Origin of the sequence: Paraburkholderia panacisoli (genome assembly GCF_008369935.1) — a bacterium.
GTDB classification, from domain to species: Bacteria; Pseudomonadota; Gammaproteobacteria; order Burkholderiales; family Burkholderiaceae; genus Paraburkholderia; species Paraburkholderia panacisoli.
Window position 1 is genome coordinate 18,749 of the sequence record NZ_VTUZ01000043.1, and the last position, 15,726, is coordinate 34,474.

Annotated in this window: 15 protein-coding genes and 1 pseudogene; 5 read left to right on the forward strand and 11 right to left on the reverse strand. The window is 62.9% G+C overall.

Annotation, left to right across the window (positions count from 1 at the left end):
* Positions 1–249 precede the first annotated feature (249 nt).
* Positions 250–1,068, forward strand: coding sequence for a class I SAM-dependent methyltransferase (locus FVF58_RS39695; RefSeq protein ID WP_149675130.1), 819 nt, complete (start codon positions 250–252; stop codon positions 1,066–1,068).
* A 272-nt stretch (positions 1,069–1,340) separates the two neighbouring features.
* Here FVF58_RS39695 and FVF58_RS39700 read toward each other — a convergent pair whose 3' ends face one another.
* The 7 genes from FVF58_RS39700 to FVF58_RS39730 all read right to left on the reverse strand — a co-directional run bounded on the left by FVF58_RS39700 (position 1,341) and on the right by FVF58_RS39730 (position 8,132).
* Positions 1,341–2,045 carry a MarR family winged helix-turn-helix transcriptional regulator gene (locus FVF58_RS39700; protein ID WP_246217407.1) on the reverse strand — a complete coding sequence of 235 codons (705 nt, stop codon included), beginning with the start codon at positions 2,043–2,045 and terminating at the stop codon, positions 1,341–1,343.
* Positions 2,046–2,225: 180 nt separating this feature from the next.
* Entirely contained in the window at positions 2,226–3,170 is a 945-nt protein-coding gene (locus FVF58_RS39705) for an alpha/beta hydrolase (protein ID WP_246217408.1), read from the reverse strand.
* Between the two features lie 8 nt (positions 3,171–3,178).
* Positions 3,179–4,006, reverse strand: coding sequence for an SDR family NAD(P)-dependent oxidoreductase (locus FVF58_RS39710; RefSeq protein WP_149675131.1), 828 nt, complete (start codon positions 4,004–4,006; stop codon positions 3,179–3,181).
* A gap of 11 nt (positions 4,007–4,017) precedes the next feature.
* On the reverse strand, positions 4,018–5,286 hold the full coding sequence (locus FVF58_RS39715; RefSeq protein ID WP_149675132.1) for a Rieske 2Fe-2S domain-containing protein: 1,269 nt from the start codon (positions 5,284–5,286) through the stop codon (positions 4,018–4,020).
* Between the two features lie 25 nt (positions 5,287–5,311).
* Positions 5,312–6,613 carry a Rieske 2Fe-2S domain-containing protein gene (locus FVF58_RS39720; RefSeq protein ID WP_149675133.1) on the reverse strand — a complete coding sequence of 434 codons (1,302 nt, stop codon included), beginning with the start codon at positions 6,611–6,613 and terminating at the stop codon, positions 5,312–5,314.
* Between the two features lie 45 nt (positions 6,614–6,658).
* Positions 6,659–7,657 (reverse strand): PDR/VanB family oxidoreductase, encoded by a 999-nt coding sequence (locus tag FVF58_RS39725; RefSeq protein WP_149675134.1) that lies wholly within the window; start codon positions 7,655–7,657, stop codon positions 6,659–6,661.
* A 28-nt stretch (positions 7,658–7,685) separates the two neighbouring features.
* On the reverse strand, positions 7,686–8,132 hold the full coding sequence (locus tag FVF58_RS39730; protein WP_149675135.1) for a bacteriohemerythrin: 447 nt from the start codon (positions 8,130–8,132) through the stop codon (positions 7,686–7,688).
* A gap of 287 nt (positions 8,133–8,419) precedes the next feature.
* On the opposite strand from FVF58_RS39730, the gene FVF58_RS39735 reads away from it, so the two are divergent.
* Both FVF58_RS39735 and FVF58_RS39740 read left to right on the forward strand, forming a co-directional pair.
* The gene (locus FVF58_RS39735) at positions 8,420–9,571 is read left to right on the forward strand and encodes a porin (RefSeq protein ID WP_149675136.1); all 1,152 of its coding nucleotides are present in this window, start codon (positions 8,420–8,422) and stop codon (positions 9,569–9,571) included.
* A gap of 101 nt (positions 9,572–9,672) precedes the next feature.
* The gene (locus FVF58_RS39740) at positions 9,673–10,461 is read left to right on the forward strand and encodes an enoyl-CoA hydratase/isomerase family protein (RefSeq protein ID WP_149675137.1); all 789 of its coding nucleotides are present in this window, start codon (positions 9,673–9,675) and stop codon (positions 10,459–10,461) included.
* 393 nt (positions 10,462–10,854) lie between these two features.
* Here FVF58_RS39740 and FVF58_RS39745 read toward each other — a convergent pair whose 3' ends face one another.
* From FVF58_RS39745 to FVF58_RS39760, 4 genes and pseudogenes are all read right to left on the reverse strand, one after another.
* On the reverse strand, positions 10,855–11,649 hold the full coding sequence (locus tag FVF58_RS39745; RefSeq protein WP_149675138.1) for a DUF899 domain-containing protein: 795 nt from the start codon (positions 11,647–11,649) through the stop codon (positions 10,855–10,857).
* Positions 11,650–12,029: 380 nt separating this feature from the next.
* A pseudogene (locus FVF58_RS54340) lies at positions 12,030–12,161 on the reverse strand (exo-alpha-sialidase); the annotation flags it as partial.
* Positions 12,162–12,279: 118 nt separating this feature from the next.
* Positions 12,280–12,948, reverse strand: coding sequence for a response regulator transcription factor (locus FVF58_RS39755; RefSeq protein WP_149675139.1), 669 nt, complete (start codon positions 12,946–12,948; stop codon positions 12,280–12,282).
* A gap of 18 nt (positions 12,949–12,966) precedes the next feature.
* Positions 12,967–13,872 carry a S1C family serine protease gene (locus FVF58_RS39760; protein ID WP_149675181.1) on the reverse strand — a complete coding sequence of 302 codons (906 nt, stop codon included), beginning with the start codon at positions 13,870–13,872 and terminating at the stop codon, positions 12,967–12,969.
* A gap of 664 nt (positions 13,873–14,536) precedes the next feature.
* Between FVF58_RS39760 and FVF58_RS39765 the strand changes: the two genes are divergently transcribed.
* Together FVF58_RS39765 and FVF58_RS39770 are read left to right on the forward strand one after the other, a co-directional pair.
* The gene (locus FVF58_RS39765) at positions 14,537–14,920 is read left to right on the forward strand and encodes a nuclear transport factor 2 family protein (protein WP_149675140.1); all 384 of its coding nucleotides are present in this window, start codon (positions 14,537–14,539) and stop codon (positions 14,918–14,920) included.
* A 16-nt stretch (positions 14,921–14,936) separates the two neighbouring features.
* Positions 14,937–15,704 (forward strand): SDR family NAD(P)-dependent oxidoreductase, encoded by a 768-nt coding sequence (locus FVF58_RS39770; RefSeq protein WP_149675141.1) that lies wholly within the window; start codon positions 14,937–14,939, stop codon positions 15,702–15,704.
* Positions 15,705–15,726: the final 22 nt, after the last annotated feature.

The following is a 15,726-nucleotide window of genomic DNA, read 5'->3' on the forward strand; positions in this document are numbered from 1 at the left end:
GAGCAACCGGTTCAGGACCCAAACACTCATGTATTCATCAGCCTAACTAAACAGATGCCGTGCAGGAATTGGGTCTTCACGTGAAGAACGAAGGGTAGTGTTTGCCACGGAGGATTGACGGACTCCGAACGATCTTTTGAAAGCGGACCCAGGCTCGCGCCCGAAGTGCGACAGAGCAGACCTTCGCAACATGACTGTTCAATTTGTCCCGCTGTGCCTAAGATTGCCGCAAGAGCAAGAAGGAGGCGCATGGACAGCTTTGCTACCGACACTCGCTTCGCCGGCTCGATCCCCGAGCTCTATGACAGTCACCTTGTTCCGCTGATCTTCGAACCGTACGCCGCAGATCTCGCGAAGAGAGTAGCTGTGCAACATCCGTCGCGCGTGCTTGAGACCGCAGCCGGCACTGGCGTAGTGACCCGCGCGATGGCGTATGCGTTGCCCATGCATGTCGACCTGGTTGCGACCGACCTGAATCAGCCGATGCTGGATCGTGCGGCCGCAATCGGCACTCCAAGGCCGGTAAAGTGGCAACAGGCGGACGCGACCCGGCTGCCTTTCGACGATGCGAGTTTCGACATCGTCGTCTGCCAGTTCGGGGTCATGTTCTTTCCGGACAAAGCGCGCGCGTTTTCCGAAGCTCGGCGCGTACTTCGGCGCGGCGGCGTGCTGTTGTTCAACGTCTGGGATCGCATCGAGGAAAACGAGTTTGCCGATACCGTTACGGCGGCGCTGGCGGGTCTCTTCCCTGCGGACCCGCCACTTTTCATGGTGCGCACGCCGCACGGCTATTTCGACCCGCAAGTGATTTCACGCGACCTCGCGGATGCGGGCTTCAGCGCGGCGCCACGCTTCGAGACGATTGCGGCGCGTAGCCGCGCGGCATCGGCTCGCGTGCCAGCCGTCGCCTATTGCCAGGGAACGCCCTTGCGCGGTGAGATTGAGGCCCGGTCTGGCGCAGGTACGGAGAACGCTACGTCAGCGTGCGCAACTGCGATCGCTGAGCGATTCGGCACGGGACCGGTCGACGGCAAGATCCAGGCGCACGTGGTCATCGCCCAGCGCTGACAGGCCCAGCATTGCCGCCCTTGGGGCCTTCAGTCATAGAAGACCCAAACCACTAGCGCCTGCTTAGTTGTCCTTGTCCGGAGTGGTCAGGCGTTTCTGGACGGCGAGGCTGCCTGGGATCACCTGCATCCTCATTCACCTTGGGCGCGCGTGAAGCGCAACCTGGCTTCAGGCTGCACGGGCTGCGTAACCCTGAAACGACCATGCATCGTGCGGAATGGATTGACGGGTATGACGCCACGCAGCGATAACGCGGGCTCGCGCTGGTTCGACTATCCGCGGCTGCGGGTCGTGGGCCGCGCATCCTTGGTCCGTGATTGCGGCGTTGCGTGCTCGGGCTCTTCGAGTCCGGGGAGCACCAACTCTTCCATCAACGCCAGCGTGCGCAAGCAAAAGGCATTGCCGGCGGCGCGCTCTTCCTCGGAAAAATGCGCCATCGCCGGTGCGATCGACGATTCCTCCGCGAGCTTCACGATCGCCTTCTCGACGAGGTCGAGGCCTTTCCTCGTCAGGTGCACGATGAACCCGCCGCCGTGGCTTGGATCGGCCTGCCGTTCCACCAGGCCGAGACTGGCCAGTCGGTCGATCTTCTTGGTGATCGCGCCCGAGGTCACGAGCAGCGCCCGATACAGGTCGGTTGGGCGCTTCGCGTACGGATGACCGCTGCGGCGCAGCGCGAGCAGCACGCGCATGTCAGATCCGCTGATCCCGCCGAGACGCTGGCACATTTTGTCAAAGGCCTGTTCGACGAGCGTGCCCAGGCTCATGAAGTAGATCGCGAGCAGGAAGTTCGACAGGTCGAGATCGCTATGTTCGCGTTGCCACTGCAAGGAAATGAACTCGATGTGGCTGCTGCCGGGACGATTGGGCTTCCTCGCGGATTCCCCCGGAGCCGTTGGCGCCTTCTTGCTGGCTCGGGGACGCGCGGGTTGCTTGGTGGCGGCAGTGCTCATCTTGTTGACTTCCTTGCGATTCATGCGATCTCGGCCGATGGTAGTGGGTGGGCCGCCCATAGGTAGCGGGCGGGCCGCCAACTATTGTACGTAATTCCCCGACGCGCACGCATCGGGCGTCGCCGGCGCGAACCGCCTCGGGGTCTCGGTGAGTCGAACGATCGCGATGGCACCGCGCGTCGCGCGGGTGCCTGATCGGCATGGTCAGGCTGCCCGCACCGCTGCGCTCAGCATATCGGCCACCTGACGCTGGGCCAGCGCGGCGGCGCCAACCTCACCCCGCATGCCGTAAAACGTGTGCAGCATGCCCGCGTACCGCACGCTGGTCGTCGGGACACCCGCTTCGGCCAGTTTTTGCGCATAGGCCTCACCGTCGTCGCACAGAACGTCGCACTCGGCGGTGATCACGAGGGCCGGTGGCAAGCGCGAATGGTCGTCCGCGAGAAACGGCGAGAGTTTCCACGTCGTCGGCGGCACGCCGTGATCGAGCGCATACGTGCGAAACGCGTACGCGACGTCGGCTGTGCGTTGCATGAAGCCTTCCGCGTAAGCCGACATCGATGCGCGTTGCTGTCGAGCGTCCGTCGCGGGATAGACCAGCGCCTGCGCGAGGATGCGCGTGCTCGCGTGCTCGCGTGCGAGCAGGCACACGACGGCGGCGAGATTGCCCCCCGCCGATTCGCCGAACACTGTCAGGCGCGACGACGGAAGCCCATGCTCATGACCGTGCTCGGCGACCCAGCGGGTCGCCGCCCACACGTCCTCCAGCGCCGCGGGGAACGGATGCTCGGGGGCGAGCCGGTAGTCGACGCTGATCACGGCCAGCCCGGAATCGTTGGCCAGATGCCGGCACACCGAGTCGAAGCTGTCGAGATTGCCCATCAGCCATCCGCCGCCGTGAATTGCCATCGTCACCCCGGCAGCGCCTTCGGGATGATAGACGCGCACCGGGATGCCGCGGCCAGGGCCTGGAACGGCGAGATCGAAAACTTTGTCGATGCGCGGGCCGGGTGCGCGTGCAGCCGTGCGCGCGGCGACGCCGGCGCGCGCTTCTGCGGGGCTCACCTGCGCCATGCTCGGTTGCGCCGCGGCCGCCGCGGCGATCGCACGAAGCGACGGGTGGATCTGGCTTTGAGAGGAAGAAGACATCGTGAATCTCAAGGAGTCGGGGTTGCCGAGGGCGCGAACGTGATGCTGGGAATCGCGGCCAGCACGCTGAGGCCGCCATCGACGGTGACGATTTCGCCGGCCATATGGGCGCTCAGGTCGGACGCCAGAAACAGCAGGTGGCCCGCGATTTCCGCTGGCGTGGCCGCCCGTCCAATCGGGATCGCGGCGCCGACTCTCGTCCACGTCGCTTCATCCAGACGCTGATTCAGTCGCGGTGTGCGGACGAAACCCGGTGACACCGCATTGATGCGCACGTTGTGCGGCGCATACTCGACGCCCGCGGTGCGCACGAGGTGATGCAGCGCCGCCTTCGACGCCGCATAGGCGACCTCGTTCGGCACTGCGCGATCGCCGGCGAGCGAGCCGACGAACGCGAAGGTGCCGCCGCCATCGGCCTTCATCATCTCGCCGCCGATCTGAATCGCGAGGTACGCATGGCGCACGACGATGTCGAATTGCTGGTCCCACGACGCATCGTCGACGGCGGCCAGCGGCTTGATGCCCGCGACGCCGATGATGTCGACAACGCCGTGGATGCGGCCGAACTGCTTGCGCGCCGTGTCGAACACGCGCTGCATGTCCTCGCGCGAGGTCGCGTCCGCCACGCAGGCAATCCCGTCCACGGCTGCGGCGATGTTGTGGGCGAGCTGCTCGTCGCGGTCGACGCAGAGCACGCGCGCGCCGGCCTGTGCAAGCGCATGGACTGTCTGCTCGCCGATACCTTGACCGGCGCCGAGTACCACGAAACCCCGGCCGTCGAGCCGCAAAAGAGACAGGTAGTCCGGCGTGTTGCTGTGAGTTTGATTGATGGTCATGACTATTCTCCTTAGGCTTCGATCGCTTTGCGATGCGCCGGCAGCAGATCCTGCCAGGCCGTTCCTTCCTCGAGTTCCCGGTCGCAGGCGCTCACGCCGCGCAAATCGAGGCCGAGTGCCGGGGGCTGCTGGTTCTCCATGACGCGCTTGATCGATTCCAGCAGCACGCGGCGCACACGCACGACGGCCTGGTCCGCGGGCACCAGGTGCTCGCGCGAACGATCGTAGAGGGGGCCTTGGGACAGTCCGATCGTCGCGTCCTCCACCTCGACGCCGCGCAGTCCGGTCCAGTTCTCCTTCATCAGCTCGCGGTTCTGGCCGAACGAATCCGCCCAGCTGGCCGTGAAAGTGCAATTCTTGCGGTCATAGTACTTGGGGTCATTCAGGCCGAGCAACTCGATGATTTTCTCTTCGGTCACCGGCACGTCTCCGTGAACGACGATGTAAGTGCTCGTGTGCGTATCGTCTTCGGGCACCTCGAGGACCGTGAACTGGAACGCCGGAGCAGGGATGATGCGGCCGTACGGCACGATGAACGGGACCACGCGCGCGTTGCGGACCTTCGCGTCGGTCGTCTTGCGCAGCGCGACGTAGTGGAAGCCGAACGCCGTATCCTCGATTTTCAGCGCCGGCTCCAGGTCGTTGGAGGCCAGCGCGGCGGGATTGACCACGTCGGGGTTGGGCGTGAACTCGTTCTCTTTCCAGCCGGGGCGTGCCATGTTGGTGTGCAGCACGCCGACGTGCGAGCTGTCCTCGCCGCCTTCGACCAGTTGCAGATAGTTGCACGAGACGTTGATGCGCAGCACGACGCGGTGGCTCGGTTCCGCGTCCATGAACGCGTAACGCGAGAACGCCGGCAGCAGTTCCTTCGGCCCGACGTACGCCCATACGATGCCGCCGGCCTCGCGCGCGGGAAATGACGGCGCCTTTAGCCGTGAGGCGTACTTGGGATCCGCATGGTTCGGCGTTTCCATCACGTCGCCCGACGCGCTGAACTTCCAGCCGTGATACAGGCAGCGAATGCCGCCTTCCTCGACGCGGCCAAGCGCGAGCGACGCGCCGCGGTGCATGCACAGCTCCTCCAGGAAGCCGACGTTGCCGTCGGTGTCCCGGAACGCGACATAGTTCTCGCCGAGCAGACGAACGCGCAACGGCGCGCAGTCTGGATGCGGCAATTGCGCTGACGTGCACACCGGATGCCAGAAACGTCGCATCAACGCGCCGCCAGGCGTACCCGGGCCGACGCGGCAAATCATTTCATTGTCTTTTTGGCTCAACATATCGGAACTCCTGTCTCAAGCTAAGTTATCGGTTGCGCTGGGTGCGGGCGCCGGCGGACGAAATGATCCGATGGTGCGGAACCAGCTGTCGCCAGTCTTCGTGGGGGCCAATCTCGCCGGATCTGCCGACTGCACCGCCCGCGTCCGCGTGCAGCGCCGGGATGTCCTGCTGATCCCGTTCGGCGCGGGCACAGGCGAGCAGGGTGCGATGCAGGCGGCTGATCGCGAGGTCCGCGCTCGTCAACATTTCCTGCGACCGGTCGCGGATCGGGCCGCTCGAAATGCTGCACGCGGCGTCTTCCTGGGTGATGCTGTCGAACCCGGTGAAGTGGCCGGTGCGTTGCAACTGGCGATCCTGGCGGTAGCCGTTGACGAACGACATGGCCGCCGGCGAGTCGCATGTGTCGAGCGTCATGCCGTATTTGCGGAGCGTCGGCTCGTCGAGGCCGACGAAGGTGAGCTGCGCGCTGCGCAGTGGCTCTTCGCCGACGGGCTTTTCGGCATCCCACCACACGTGAAAGAAGTAGCAGCGCTCGTCGTCGATGGGGACCGCGGCAAGCCACACGTCGCCGTTCGCATTGGCGATGAAGCATGGCGCGATGAACGACGTGACGCGAGCGATACGGCTCTCGCCGCTCTGGCGGATCGCCGCGTAGTGAAAGCCGAAGTCCGTCTCTTCCGCCTCGATTGTCGGGGCCGCATCGAATTGCATGTGCGTGATCTTTCCCGCGTAGTCCAGATCGGAGCTACTGGTCTGGGCCAGCGCGGAGCTGTGAAGCACGGTCAGATGCGACGAGTCGACGAGCCCCTCGATCACCTGCACGAAGTTGCAGTTGACGATCGCGCAGACGTTGATGCGATGGGAATCCGGCTGGTCCATGAATGCCCGGTGCGGGAACGGCGGTTCCTTGCCCTGCGGACCCAGATAGGCCCAAATCAGGCCACCCGCCTCACGCACCGGATAGGTCCGCGCCTTGATGCGGTCCTTGAATTTCGGGTCGGCGACGTTCGGCGTCTCGAGCACCGTCCCGTCCACCGCGAATTTCCAGCCGTGGTAGATGCAGCGCAGACCGTCGCCGTCCGCACGGGCCAGTTGCATCGACGCGCCCCGATGCAGGCAGCCCTCGTCGTAGAGCCCGGGCCGGCCTTGCTGGTCGCGCCAGACCACGAACCGCTGCCCGAGCAGCTCGATCGTTTTCGGGTCGGCGTTCGGCTGCGGCATATCCGACGACTGGATCACGGGCAGCCAAAAGCGGCGCATCGCATTGCCCATCGCGGTGCCTGCACTGGTACGGCACATCATTTCGTTGTCCTGCTTGGTCAACATATGAATCCCCTGGTTGCGGATGTCGGCGGAGAGTGAAGGGTGGCGTCAGAGGTCGAGCAGCAGTCGCGACGTCTTCGCGCGCGAACAGCACGGCATGAAGCAATCGTTGCGCGTGCGCTCGTCGTCGGTCAGGTAAAGGTCCCGATGGTCGGGCACGCCTGCCAGCACCCTGGTCATGCAGGTGCCGCAGACCCCCTGCTCGCACGACAGCGGCAGGTCGAATCCGGCGTCCAGAAGCGCATGCGCGACGCTTTGATCGGCAGCCACCTCGATCACTTCGCCGCTGCTGTGAATTTCGATTTCTAACGGACCGTCTTCGTCCGACGGCTCGATCGGCGCGCCCGCGAAATATTCGCGGTGCAGATGCGTTTCTTCCCAACCGAGTTCGCGCGCGGTTTGCAGGATGTGATCCATGAAGCCCGTTGGCCCGCAGACGTACAGGCGCTTGTCGGCAGACGGCGCACCGATCGCGGCTCGCGCGTTCAGTTGCTGCTCGGGCGGACCGTCGTCGGCGTGCACATGCACCTGCGCTTCGTCTCCGAGCGACATCTGTTGCGCACGGTCGACAAGCGCCATGCGCGACAGGGAACGGCCGCAGTAGTGCATGTCGAACGGGCGGCCCTCGTGCGCCAACTGCTGGGCCATGCAGATGATCGGCGTGATGCCGATGCCGCCCGCGAACAGGATCGACCGTTCAGGACCACTATGTAGTGCAAAGTGATTGCGCGGGACGCTGATCGTGAGCGTATCGCCCGCGTTCACGCTGTCGTGAAGCGCCACGGATCCGCCGCGGGATTGAGGATCGCGCAGCACGCCGATGCGGTAGCGCGGGCGTTCTGTCGGCAGGTCGTACAGCGAGTATTGGCGTACCAGCCCGCCGGGCAGATGCACGTCGATATGCGCGCCGGCTTCGAAGTCGGGCAACGGCGTATCCGACAACGGCGTGAATTCATAGCCGACGATATCGTCGGCCAGCCACGTCCTCACCGAGACGCTGACCTGCAACGTGGCGTTGATGCTGATAGGGGGCTTTGACGTTTCCATGATGACATCCTGATAGAAGAGGAGCGTGTCAGGCGGCACTGTTCAGACGACGCCGAATGACGACCGGGGCTGCACCCAGTTGCCGCTGAATGAGCCAGCGCGCGAGACCCTGGTCCATGACGCGCACGTGCTCGGGAAACCAATCGATCAGCGCGCGGGCAAACGAGCGAACGACCTGGGGCCGGCCTTCGGCCAGCGCGCTGCGCACCTCGTCGAGCGACCGGAGCACGGCCGCATGCTCGTCGATATGACAGCCGGCCGACCCATAGGCTGTCTCGCGCATCGCGTCGTCCTCCTCGCCGAAGTGGCGCAGTGCGTGCCCGGCAAAGGCTTCGAGCGCGGCCGCGAGCTTGTCGTCCGTCGTCGTGAGCAGTGCGTCGACACACTCGACAAACTCGCGATGCGTGTCGTCCATCGACAGATGCCCGAGCGCGTAGTCATCGTCCCAGACGAAACTTGTTTCCGATGTATTCATTTTCAACGTAGGTCCAATCAGTCAAGCTTGTCGATTAAATGCCTTCCATGGAAGATATATATCGAAGATGATGATGTCGAGATAGGGAAAACGCTGATCGGGTAAAAGTGTGATGAATTGTCGTGTACGGTGCGAAATGCCTGATTTATCGTGAGAAATTCGGTCTCGGTACGCGAAAAATGAGCCGGACTCAGGGAAACTCCGAAGTTTGAAATCAATTGACGTGGAAGATGATTCGCGTATCTTCCACGGAAGATGATAATGATTGACCATATCGGAGGAGATCTATGAGTTCGACGTCGAAGTTATCCGGCCGCACGTTTCCGTTGCGCAAGGCGATCTGTTGGGGACTCGCGTCGCTTGCGGCATGCGCGTCGGGCGCATCGCACGCACAGAGCTCTGTCACCCTGTACGGGATCATCGATACGGGCGTCGAGTGGGTGAATAACGTGGGCGCTAAAAAGTCCAGCGTCGTGCGCGTGCCGACGCTCACGGGATCGATACCGTCGCGGTGGGGGCTGCGCGGCAAAGAGGACCTGGGGAACGGCCTCAGCGCCGTCTTCGTCCTGGAGTCAGGTTTCGCTCCGTCGCAGGGCACGCTGAACCAGGGTGGCCGTCTGTTCGGCCGACAAGCCTATGTCGGGCTTTCGGGGCAGTGGGGGACGCTGACCCTCGGCCGCCAATATTCGCAGATATATTGGGCTATGACGGGCGACACGATGGGGCCGAACATTTATGCGGCCGCCGATCTGGATCCCTACCTGGCCCAGCCGCGACTCGACAACGCGATCGCGTATTCGTTCACTACATCCGGTCTGACCGTGGGCGCGACGTATTCGCTCGGGCGTGACGCGGTGGATCCGGCGGAGGCCGGCGGGTGTGCCGGCCAGTCGCCAACGGACTGGCGAGCCTGCAAGTCGATGTCCGCAATGGTGAAGTATGACGCGGCGACATGGGGCGTCGCGGCGGCCTTCGATCGCAACTACGGCGGCGGAGGCACCGGTTCGCCGCTGCCCAGCAGCTCGCAAACCGACACGCGCGCCGTCATCGACGGCTACGTCAAGTTCGGTCCCTCGACGATCGGTGCGGGATTCCTCCATCGGATCAATCACGGAGTGCAGACGCCGACTCTTTCCGACGCGGTCAGTAACTACTGGTGGCTTGGCGGAACCTATGTCCCCCTGCCACAAGTTGTCCTTGATGCCCAGTTCGGCCATATATCGGTGAACGGTGGGAGTTCCGCGGGAGCCTCCTTGATCGCAGCGCGCGCGACGTACTTGTTGTCCAAACGCAGTTCCGTCTACATCACCGCAGGGCATGTGTTCAATCAGCGCGATGCAGCGTTCACGATTGATGGCGGCGTGATCCCGCCCGCCTCGTCGCCATTGCCCGGCGTGGATCAAACCGGTGTCATGGTGGGTATGCGCCATCAGTTCTGAACGGGTAACGATCGCTCGCCTGGCGGGCGCCGTGTTTGGAATGACACCGAGTCCGGGCAATGAACCCTTTCACCCACGTCACACACTAAAGGAAACCCCAAATGAAATCCGTCCGTTTCGAGCGTCATGATTCCGTTGGCCACATCGTGCTGGGGAGCCCGCCGCTCAATCTCATCGCCACCGAGTTCTCCGAACGCCTGAGCGAGGCCATCCAGGAGGCCAGCGAATCGGAAATCCGCGTCCTCCTCATCCGGGCAGAAGGCCCGAACTTCAGCCAGGGTGGCGACATCCTCGACTTCATCGACAAGGAATTCAACGCCTGGCGCACGTTCATCAGCGATATGCATCATTCATATCGCAAGATCGAGGCGCTGCAGATTCCGACCGTTTGTGCTGTGCGCGGCCGGGCTTGGGGCGGCGCGTTCGAACTCACGCTCGCGTGTGACTTCATCGTGGCTGCGGATAACGCATCGTTCCGCTGCATCGAGCCGTCAGTCGGCACCGCACCCGTTTGCGGAGGCGTGCAACGGATCGCGGAACGTGCGGGACCGGCGCGCGCGGCACGCTACGTCATGCTAAGCGAGGAGATGTCAGGCACCACCGCTGGCGAGTTGGGTATCGCCGCGTTCGTGGCCCCGGAAGCCGATGTGGAAACAACTGCATTGGATCTGGCGATACGGCTTTCTCAAGGTCCCACGCGCTCGTATGGGGCCATTCGTGCGCTGCTGAAAGCCTGGTCGGCGGGCGGCGTGGCGGGCGCGGACCAGGTTGTGCTCGATCTCACGATGCCCCTGCACAATACGGAAGACGCGCGGCGCGGACGCACGGCGCGCGTCGAGGCAATGAAGCGGGGCGTGGAACCGGAACCCGTTACCTTCCTCGGCCGCTGAGCCGAGGCCGAATTGCCGATAGCGTGCGAGCTTTGAGCAATCGCCCCTCGCATCACGGGGCGCTCCCGGCGGAATGAACGGCGAGCCAGCCGCTGCGGGCCCGTCACGAGCTGTCTGACTTTAAACGGAAAATCGACCGCACACCCGCACCAGAACTGGCACGTTTTTTAGTCAGCAAGTTAGACAAAGGCACGCAATCCAGTGATTTCGTTTCGATGCGCAGCGACATGGGGTGCAGGCGGGCGGAGGTTCAAATCCTCTCGCCCCGACCAGATAAATCAAGGCCTTATGGATGTACGTCCATAAGGCCTTTTCGTTTCACGCCACGGCCGATCACCGACCCTCAGACCCACAATCGTCGCCGCCCATCGAATCCACAGAATCCTGCCTCGCTCATGGCTGCGTGCCCGCCTGCTGGTTCCGGAACGCCGCTTCTCCGGCATCCGACACCTCGACCCACTTCCTGTCGGGCGCCGCGTCGGCGACGTAGCTGTCGTGCCAGTTCCACCACTTGTAGGGCGGGCTCTGGGGATAGCCCTCGGGCGAGTCCTCCCAGACCTCCTGCCGGCCCAGGGGCGTGATATCGAGGTAGTTCCAGGTGCCCCCCATCTGCTCGTCGCCGCGGTTGTTGATGAAGTAGGTGCGAAACACCTGCTCGCCGTCGCGATAGAACACGTTGGTGCCGTGCCAGTCCTTCACGCCGAAGTCGGCGTCGAAGCTGTCCGTGAGGGTGAACCAGGGCATCGTCCAACCCATGCGCGCCTTCAGCCGTGCGATGTCCGCCTGAGGCGCACGCGCGACGAAGACGAGAGTGGTGTCACGGGCGTTCAGGTGGGCGAGATGGGCGACCTGGTCGGCCACCATCGAGCAGCCCCGGCAGGCCTGCTCGGGCCAGCCGAACACGCCCGGTTCGAAGAAGGCGCGGTAGACAATCAACTGACGCCGACCGTCGAACAGGTCGAGCAGGCTGGCTCTGCCTGCGGGTCCCTCGAACGCATACGTCCGCTCCACGGCCATCCACGGCATGCGCCGGCGTTCGGCGGCCAGCGCGTCACGGGCGCGGGTCTGGGCCTTTTCCTTCACGAGTAGCTGCTCGCGTGCCGCCTCCCAGGCCTGCGGCGACACGACCAGTGGTGTGCGCATGGCGGCTTGTCCGTCTTTCCGTCCGTTCTCGGTTGATGTAGTCATGGCTTTTGCAATCTCCTGATTAGGGCGAATTCCGGCGCCATCCGTTCGCGGCTCATCGCGGGTTGTTCGCCGTGAGATAGTCTGGCACTGGAAATCGAACGTCGGGAGTAACAAGTGTGGCGGCATTCCGAATTGCCGGGGGCCTCTCCGCCCGAATGGAACAGTCTTCCGTCGAGTTGTGGCGCTGGGAAGATGCGTACGGCCTGCGCTTCTCGTCCGAGTGCGTGTCGAGTTCTGCGCGGGGGTAAGGGGCGGCGCCAACGCATTGGCTGTGTTTCCGCGTCGGGGAGCAGCGCTGACCTGCGCGCCAAGCGCTCCCTCGCATACTGTTATGGCTGAGCGAATACGTCCGTGCGATTGCCAAGATCCCCCGAGTTCGTTTACACGAAAAACGGCACGAACCACGAGCCGATCGCGGCCAACCCTTGATAGTCCCCGACGAAGAAGCCCTCGGCGTTCGGCGCGGTCTTGAGGTTGAACGACCCCGCCAGATGCACTTCATTGGCGAACGTCACTGTCTCGGCCGATGGGGCGCGGACAACGGGATTGGGTCGATGACGGAAGTTGGCTGACGGGTCGAGGTCGCAAGAGCCGTGGCCAATGTTAATGCGGGTGGCAGGCTCGTCGTGTCTACACCATGACCAATCCGTACCGCATACCGAGCATCACCGCTTCGGTGCGATTGGTCGCGCCGAGTTTACCGAAGATGGAGGAGAGGTGGAATTTCACCGTGTTGTCGGAGATGTCGAGTTGCCGCGCGATCTCCTTGTTGCCGAGTCCGTCGGCGAGCATCGCTAGCACTTCGATCTCGCGTAACGTCAAAGCTTCGAACGGTTCGCCGGATGCCGTCTGGCGCGACGGTTTTCGTCCGGCTAGCAGCCTTGCGAGGATGTCGGGCGATAGCACGCAAAGGCCCGCGGCGACGGCTTCGATGGACGCGACGATTTCGCCAGGCATCGCGTTGCGAGGCAGGATCGCCGCCGCATCGGCCGGCAGAACATCGAGGATCCCGTCGTTGTCCGGGTCATCGCTCAACAGGACGAGCGCCGGTAGCACGTGCCCGAGTGCGAATAGCGTCTTGAGCGGGTCGCTCGCATCCGGCTCGATGTCGGCCACGACGACATCCGGCACCGAACCGGCCAGGCAATCGACGAGCGTTTCGGCGTCGGCTGCGCTACCCACGAACCCAAGTGCCGGGTTCGCCTCGACAAGCATTTGCAGGCTTGCACGCACCTGCGACGATGCCGCAATCACCGCGACCCGCACCGGCCCCATATGTACCCTCTGTCCATCCGACATTTCGCCGCTTCCCGGACCTCACCTGCACGAATTCCGCCGGGGGCGTTCGCTCACTGTTACCGAACTCACGTGGCGTTCGCCACCTCGGATCAACGCGATTTGCAACTGCTGTCCAATGCTTGCGGAGCCCAGCGCGGCGTACACGTCGTCCATGTCGCGGCAAGGCTTGCCGTCCAGTTCGATCAGCACATCGCCTATCAGCACGCCCGCCTGTTGCGCAGGACCGCCCGGCGCAAGCGAATTGATCAGCAAACCGCTACTGAACGGCAGGTTCATTTCGTTGACCCACGCATCCAGCAGGCTGACCTGCTGCGCGCCGACGCCGAGGTAGCCCCGTGCGACGCGCCCTTTAGCCAGCAGTTCATCGGTGACGCGCTCCACGGTCATCGCGGGAATCACCATGCCAGCACCGCGCACAAGCGCCGATGTGCAGATGCCCATGACCTGCCCGCGCATATCCGCGAGAGCCGCCCCGGAGAAACCTGGGCGCAGACCGCCGTCCAGCCGCACGAACGCATCGAGCTGTCCGCCTCTCCCCGTGCGCCAAGGACCCCCTGTGCTGCCGATCACGCCAAAATCAGCGCTGGTGCCGAGCTCGTCTGCACGCGCGACGGCGAGCGCAAGATGACCCGGCTTCAGTGAGCGGGCATCGCCAGAATCGATTGGGTCCAGGTCCACGCCGTCCAGTTTCAGCACGCCCAGGTCGGTGCACCAGTCCAGGCCCGCGAGGACTGCGGTGACCGTACGGCCATCCGTCAATGTGACTTCGATACCGTCCTCACGCCTGATCGTGTGCGCAGCCGTCACGACGACGCCATGTCGCCAGATTACCCCACTTGACGGCATGCGATGCCGTCCGTGTATTGCCACGATGCTCCGCCCGACTCGCTCGACAATGTCTGCCAGATTGTCCGAGAGATCCATCAAAGGATTTCCGCTTGCAGATGTAGTTTCCATTTCAAGTCTCCTGCCATTTGCGATACGACCTACTTGTGCCTCGCGTCGTCGATTCCTGACCTATCCTTGGCCGGTAGCGTGGTGACGACGGGTTCACAATGACAGAAGGACAGGGGGTGCGCACCACCCAAACGGGTAGTCGGGTAGATGCAGTGCGAACTTCACGATGCGGCGTGAGGCAGAGATCGGGCTGCGGATTCAACCGGCGGATGCAATAGTTTGCTGGAATCGTTCGGCCACGGAAGGGAATGCACCCCTTGCGGACTTCGTGCGAAATCTCATATTCTCTCCGAAATATCAATTTGATATAGAACGAAGCGATAGCGTATCATTTTGTGTAGATCTATATTGGTCAAGCGATCGAAACCGGGCTTGAAAGGGCGCGATTGCATCAGAAGTGCATCGCCGCTCGCTATTACGTCAGGCCTGAGATTGCCCGCGGCGTAAAGTGCGAGCGTCGTTTCGATCGTGATTGCTGAGGTCACGTTGGCGCCCGGATTGGCGCGTGGCCAGGAATGACGAATTTACCCATCGGCCGACAAGCTGTGGCGCACGCGGTGCGCTTCGCGCAGGCGATGTTTCACATCGGCAGCGGTGATGGACCCAATCATCACAAAGGAGGCGACTCACGATGTCAGTTACTCAACCACCCAAAGCAGCAATCGAGTTTGTTTCAAAGGTTTATGAAGCGATTGATTCGATGAACGAGCAGGGGTTCGCGAACTGTCTGACTGAGAACTGTACATTCGTCTATGCGAATAGCGATCCTGTCATCGGTCGCGCAAACGCCGCTGCGGCTTCACAGAATTTTCTGAAGCTGCTTGCGGGCATCAAACATCACCTCGTCAATGTATGGGCGTTCGAGGATGTCATCGTTTCCCAGATATCCGTGACTTACACGCGCAAGGATGGATCGACGCTGACGATTCCGGCCGTGACGATCTGGAAGTTGCAGGACAAGTTGATCGATGAATGCCGCATCTACGTTGATATTTCCCCACTGTTCGAGCGTTGATCTCAGGGGCGCAGAAATGAATCTCGAACTTGAAGGGAAGACCGTCATCGTCACCGGTGGTGGCTCGGGTATCGGGCGAGCGGCGGCGCTGGCGTGCTCCGTGGCCGGGGCGCGCGTAGTGGTTGCCGATATTGGTGTTGCGGCGGGAGAGGAGACGGTCTCGGCAATTCGGCGCGCAGGCGGTGACGCATTCTTTCTGGCAACGAACGTCGCCGATGAAGAACAGGTCGAAGCACTCGTGGCTGCGGCATTGAGCAAGTATGGGCGGCTCGATGGCGCATTCAACAATGCGGGTCTTTCTCAGACGAACGTCCTGCTGCACGAACTGACTGCCGAGCAATGGCGCCGAATTCAGTCAGTCAATTACGACGGTGTGTTCTTTTGCATGAAGCACGAGATACGCGCCATGCTGCTAACGGGTGGCGGCTCCATCGTCAATACTTCGTCCACGCTGGGCCGCGTGGCGATGCGCAGTGCGGCAGACTACTGTGGCTCCAAGGGCGGTGTTTTGGGGGTGACAAAAGGCGCAGCAGTCGACTACGGTGACAAGCATATCCGAGTCAACGCCATCCTCCCAGGTGCGGTGGACACGCCAATGGTTCAGGCGCTGGTGTCCGATCCGCAATTTGCCGATTTGATCGAGAAGGTTCGGGCCAGTCATCCACTGGGAAGAATTGGCGTTCCGGAGGAGATTGCTGCCGCCGCCGTCTGGCTTCTTTCGGACAAAGCATCCTTCGTGACGGGAGCCGAACTGGCGGTCGATGGGGGATTCCTCGCCATTTGATGCTCCTGGCCGCCTGATGCGG

Coding starts and splice junctions, on each gene's coding strand:
- FVF58_RS39720 (WP_149675133.1), bottom strand. CDS start 6,613: ATGTTGACCAAGCAGGACAACGAAATGATGTGCCGTACCAGTGCAGGC.
- FVF58_RS39710 (WP_149675131.1), bottom strand. CDS start 4,006: ATGACCATCAATCAAACTCACAGCAACACGCCGGACTACCTGTCTCTT.
- FVF58_RS39755 (WP_149675139.1), bottom strand. CDS start 12,948: ATGTCGGATGGACAGAGGGTACATATGGGGCCGGTGCGGGTCGCGGTG.
- FVF58_RS39760 (WP_149675181.1), bottom strand. CDS start 13,872: ATGGATCTCTCGGACAATCTGGCAGACATTGTCGAGCGAGTCGGGCGG.
- FVF58_RS39730 (WP_149675135.1), bottom strand. CDS start 8,132: ATGAATACATCGGAAACAAGTTTCGTCTGGGACGATGACTACGCGCTC.
- FVF58_RS39715 (WP_149675132.1), bottom strand. CDS start 5,286: ATGTTGAGCCAAAAAGACAATGAAATGATTTGCCGCGTCGGCCCGGGT.
- FVF58_RS39705 (WP_246217408.1), bottom strand. CDS start 3,170: ATGTCTTCTTCCTCTCAAAGCCAGATCCACCCGTCGCTTCGTGCGATC.
- FVF58_RS39735 (WP_149675136.1), top strand. CDS start 8,420: ATGAGTTCGACGTCGAAGTTATCCGGCCGCACGTTTCCGTTGCGCAAG.
- FVF58_RS39765 (WP_149675140.1), top strand. CDS start 14,537: ATGTCAGTTACTCAACCACCCAAAGCAGCAATCGAGTTTGTTTCAAAG.
- FVF58_RS39745 (WP_149675138.1), bottom strand. CDS start 11,649: ATGACTACATCAACCGAGAACGGACGGAAAGACGGACAAGCCGCCATG.
- FVF58_RS39695 (WP_149675130.1), top strand. CDS start 250: ATGGACAGCTTTGCTACCGACACTCGCTTCGCCGGCTCGATCCCCGAG.
- FVF58_RS39740 (WP_149675137.1), top strand. CDS start 9,673: ATGAAATCCGTCCGTTTCGAGCGTCATGATTCCGTTGGCCACATCGTG.
- FVF58_RS39770 (WP_149675141.1), top strand. CDS start 14,937: ATGAATCTCGAACTTGAAGGGAAGACCGTCATCGTCACCGGTGGTGGC.
- FVF58_RS39725 (WP_149675134.1), bottom strand. CDS start 7,657: ATGGAAACGTCAAAGCCCCCTATCAGCATCAACGCCACGTTGCAGGTC.
- FVF58_RS39700 (WP_246217407.1), bottom strand. CDS start 2,045: ATGAATCGCAAGGAAGTCAACAAGATGAGCACTGCCGCCACCAAGCAA.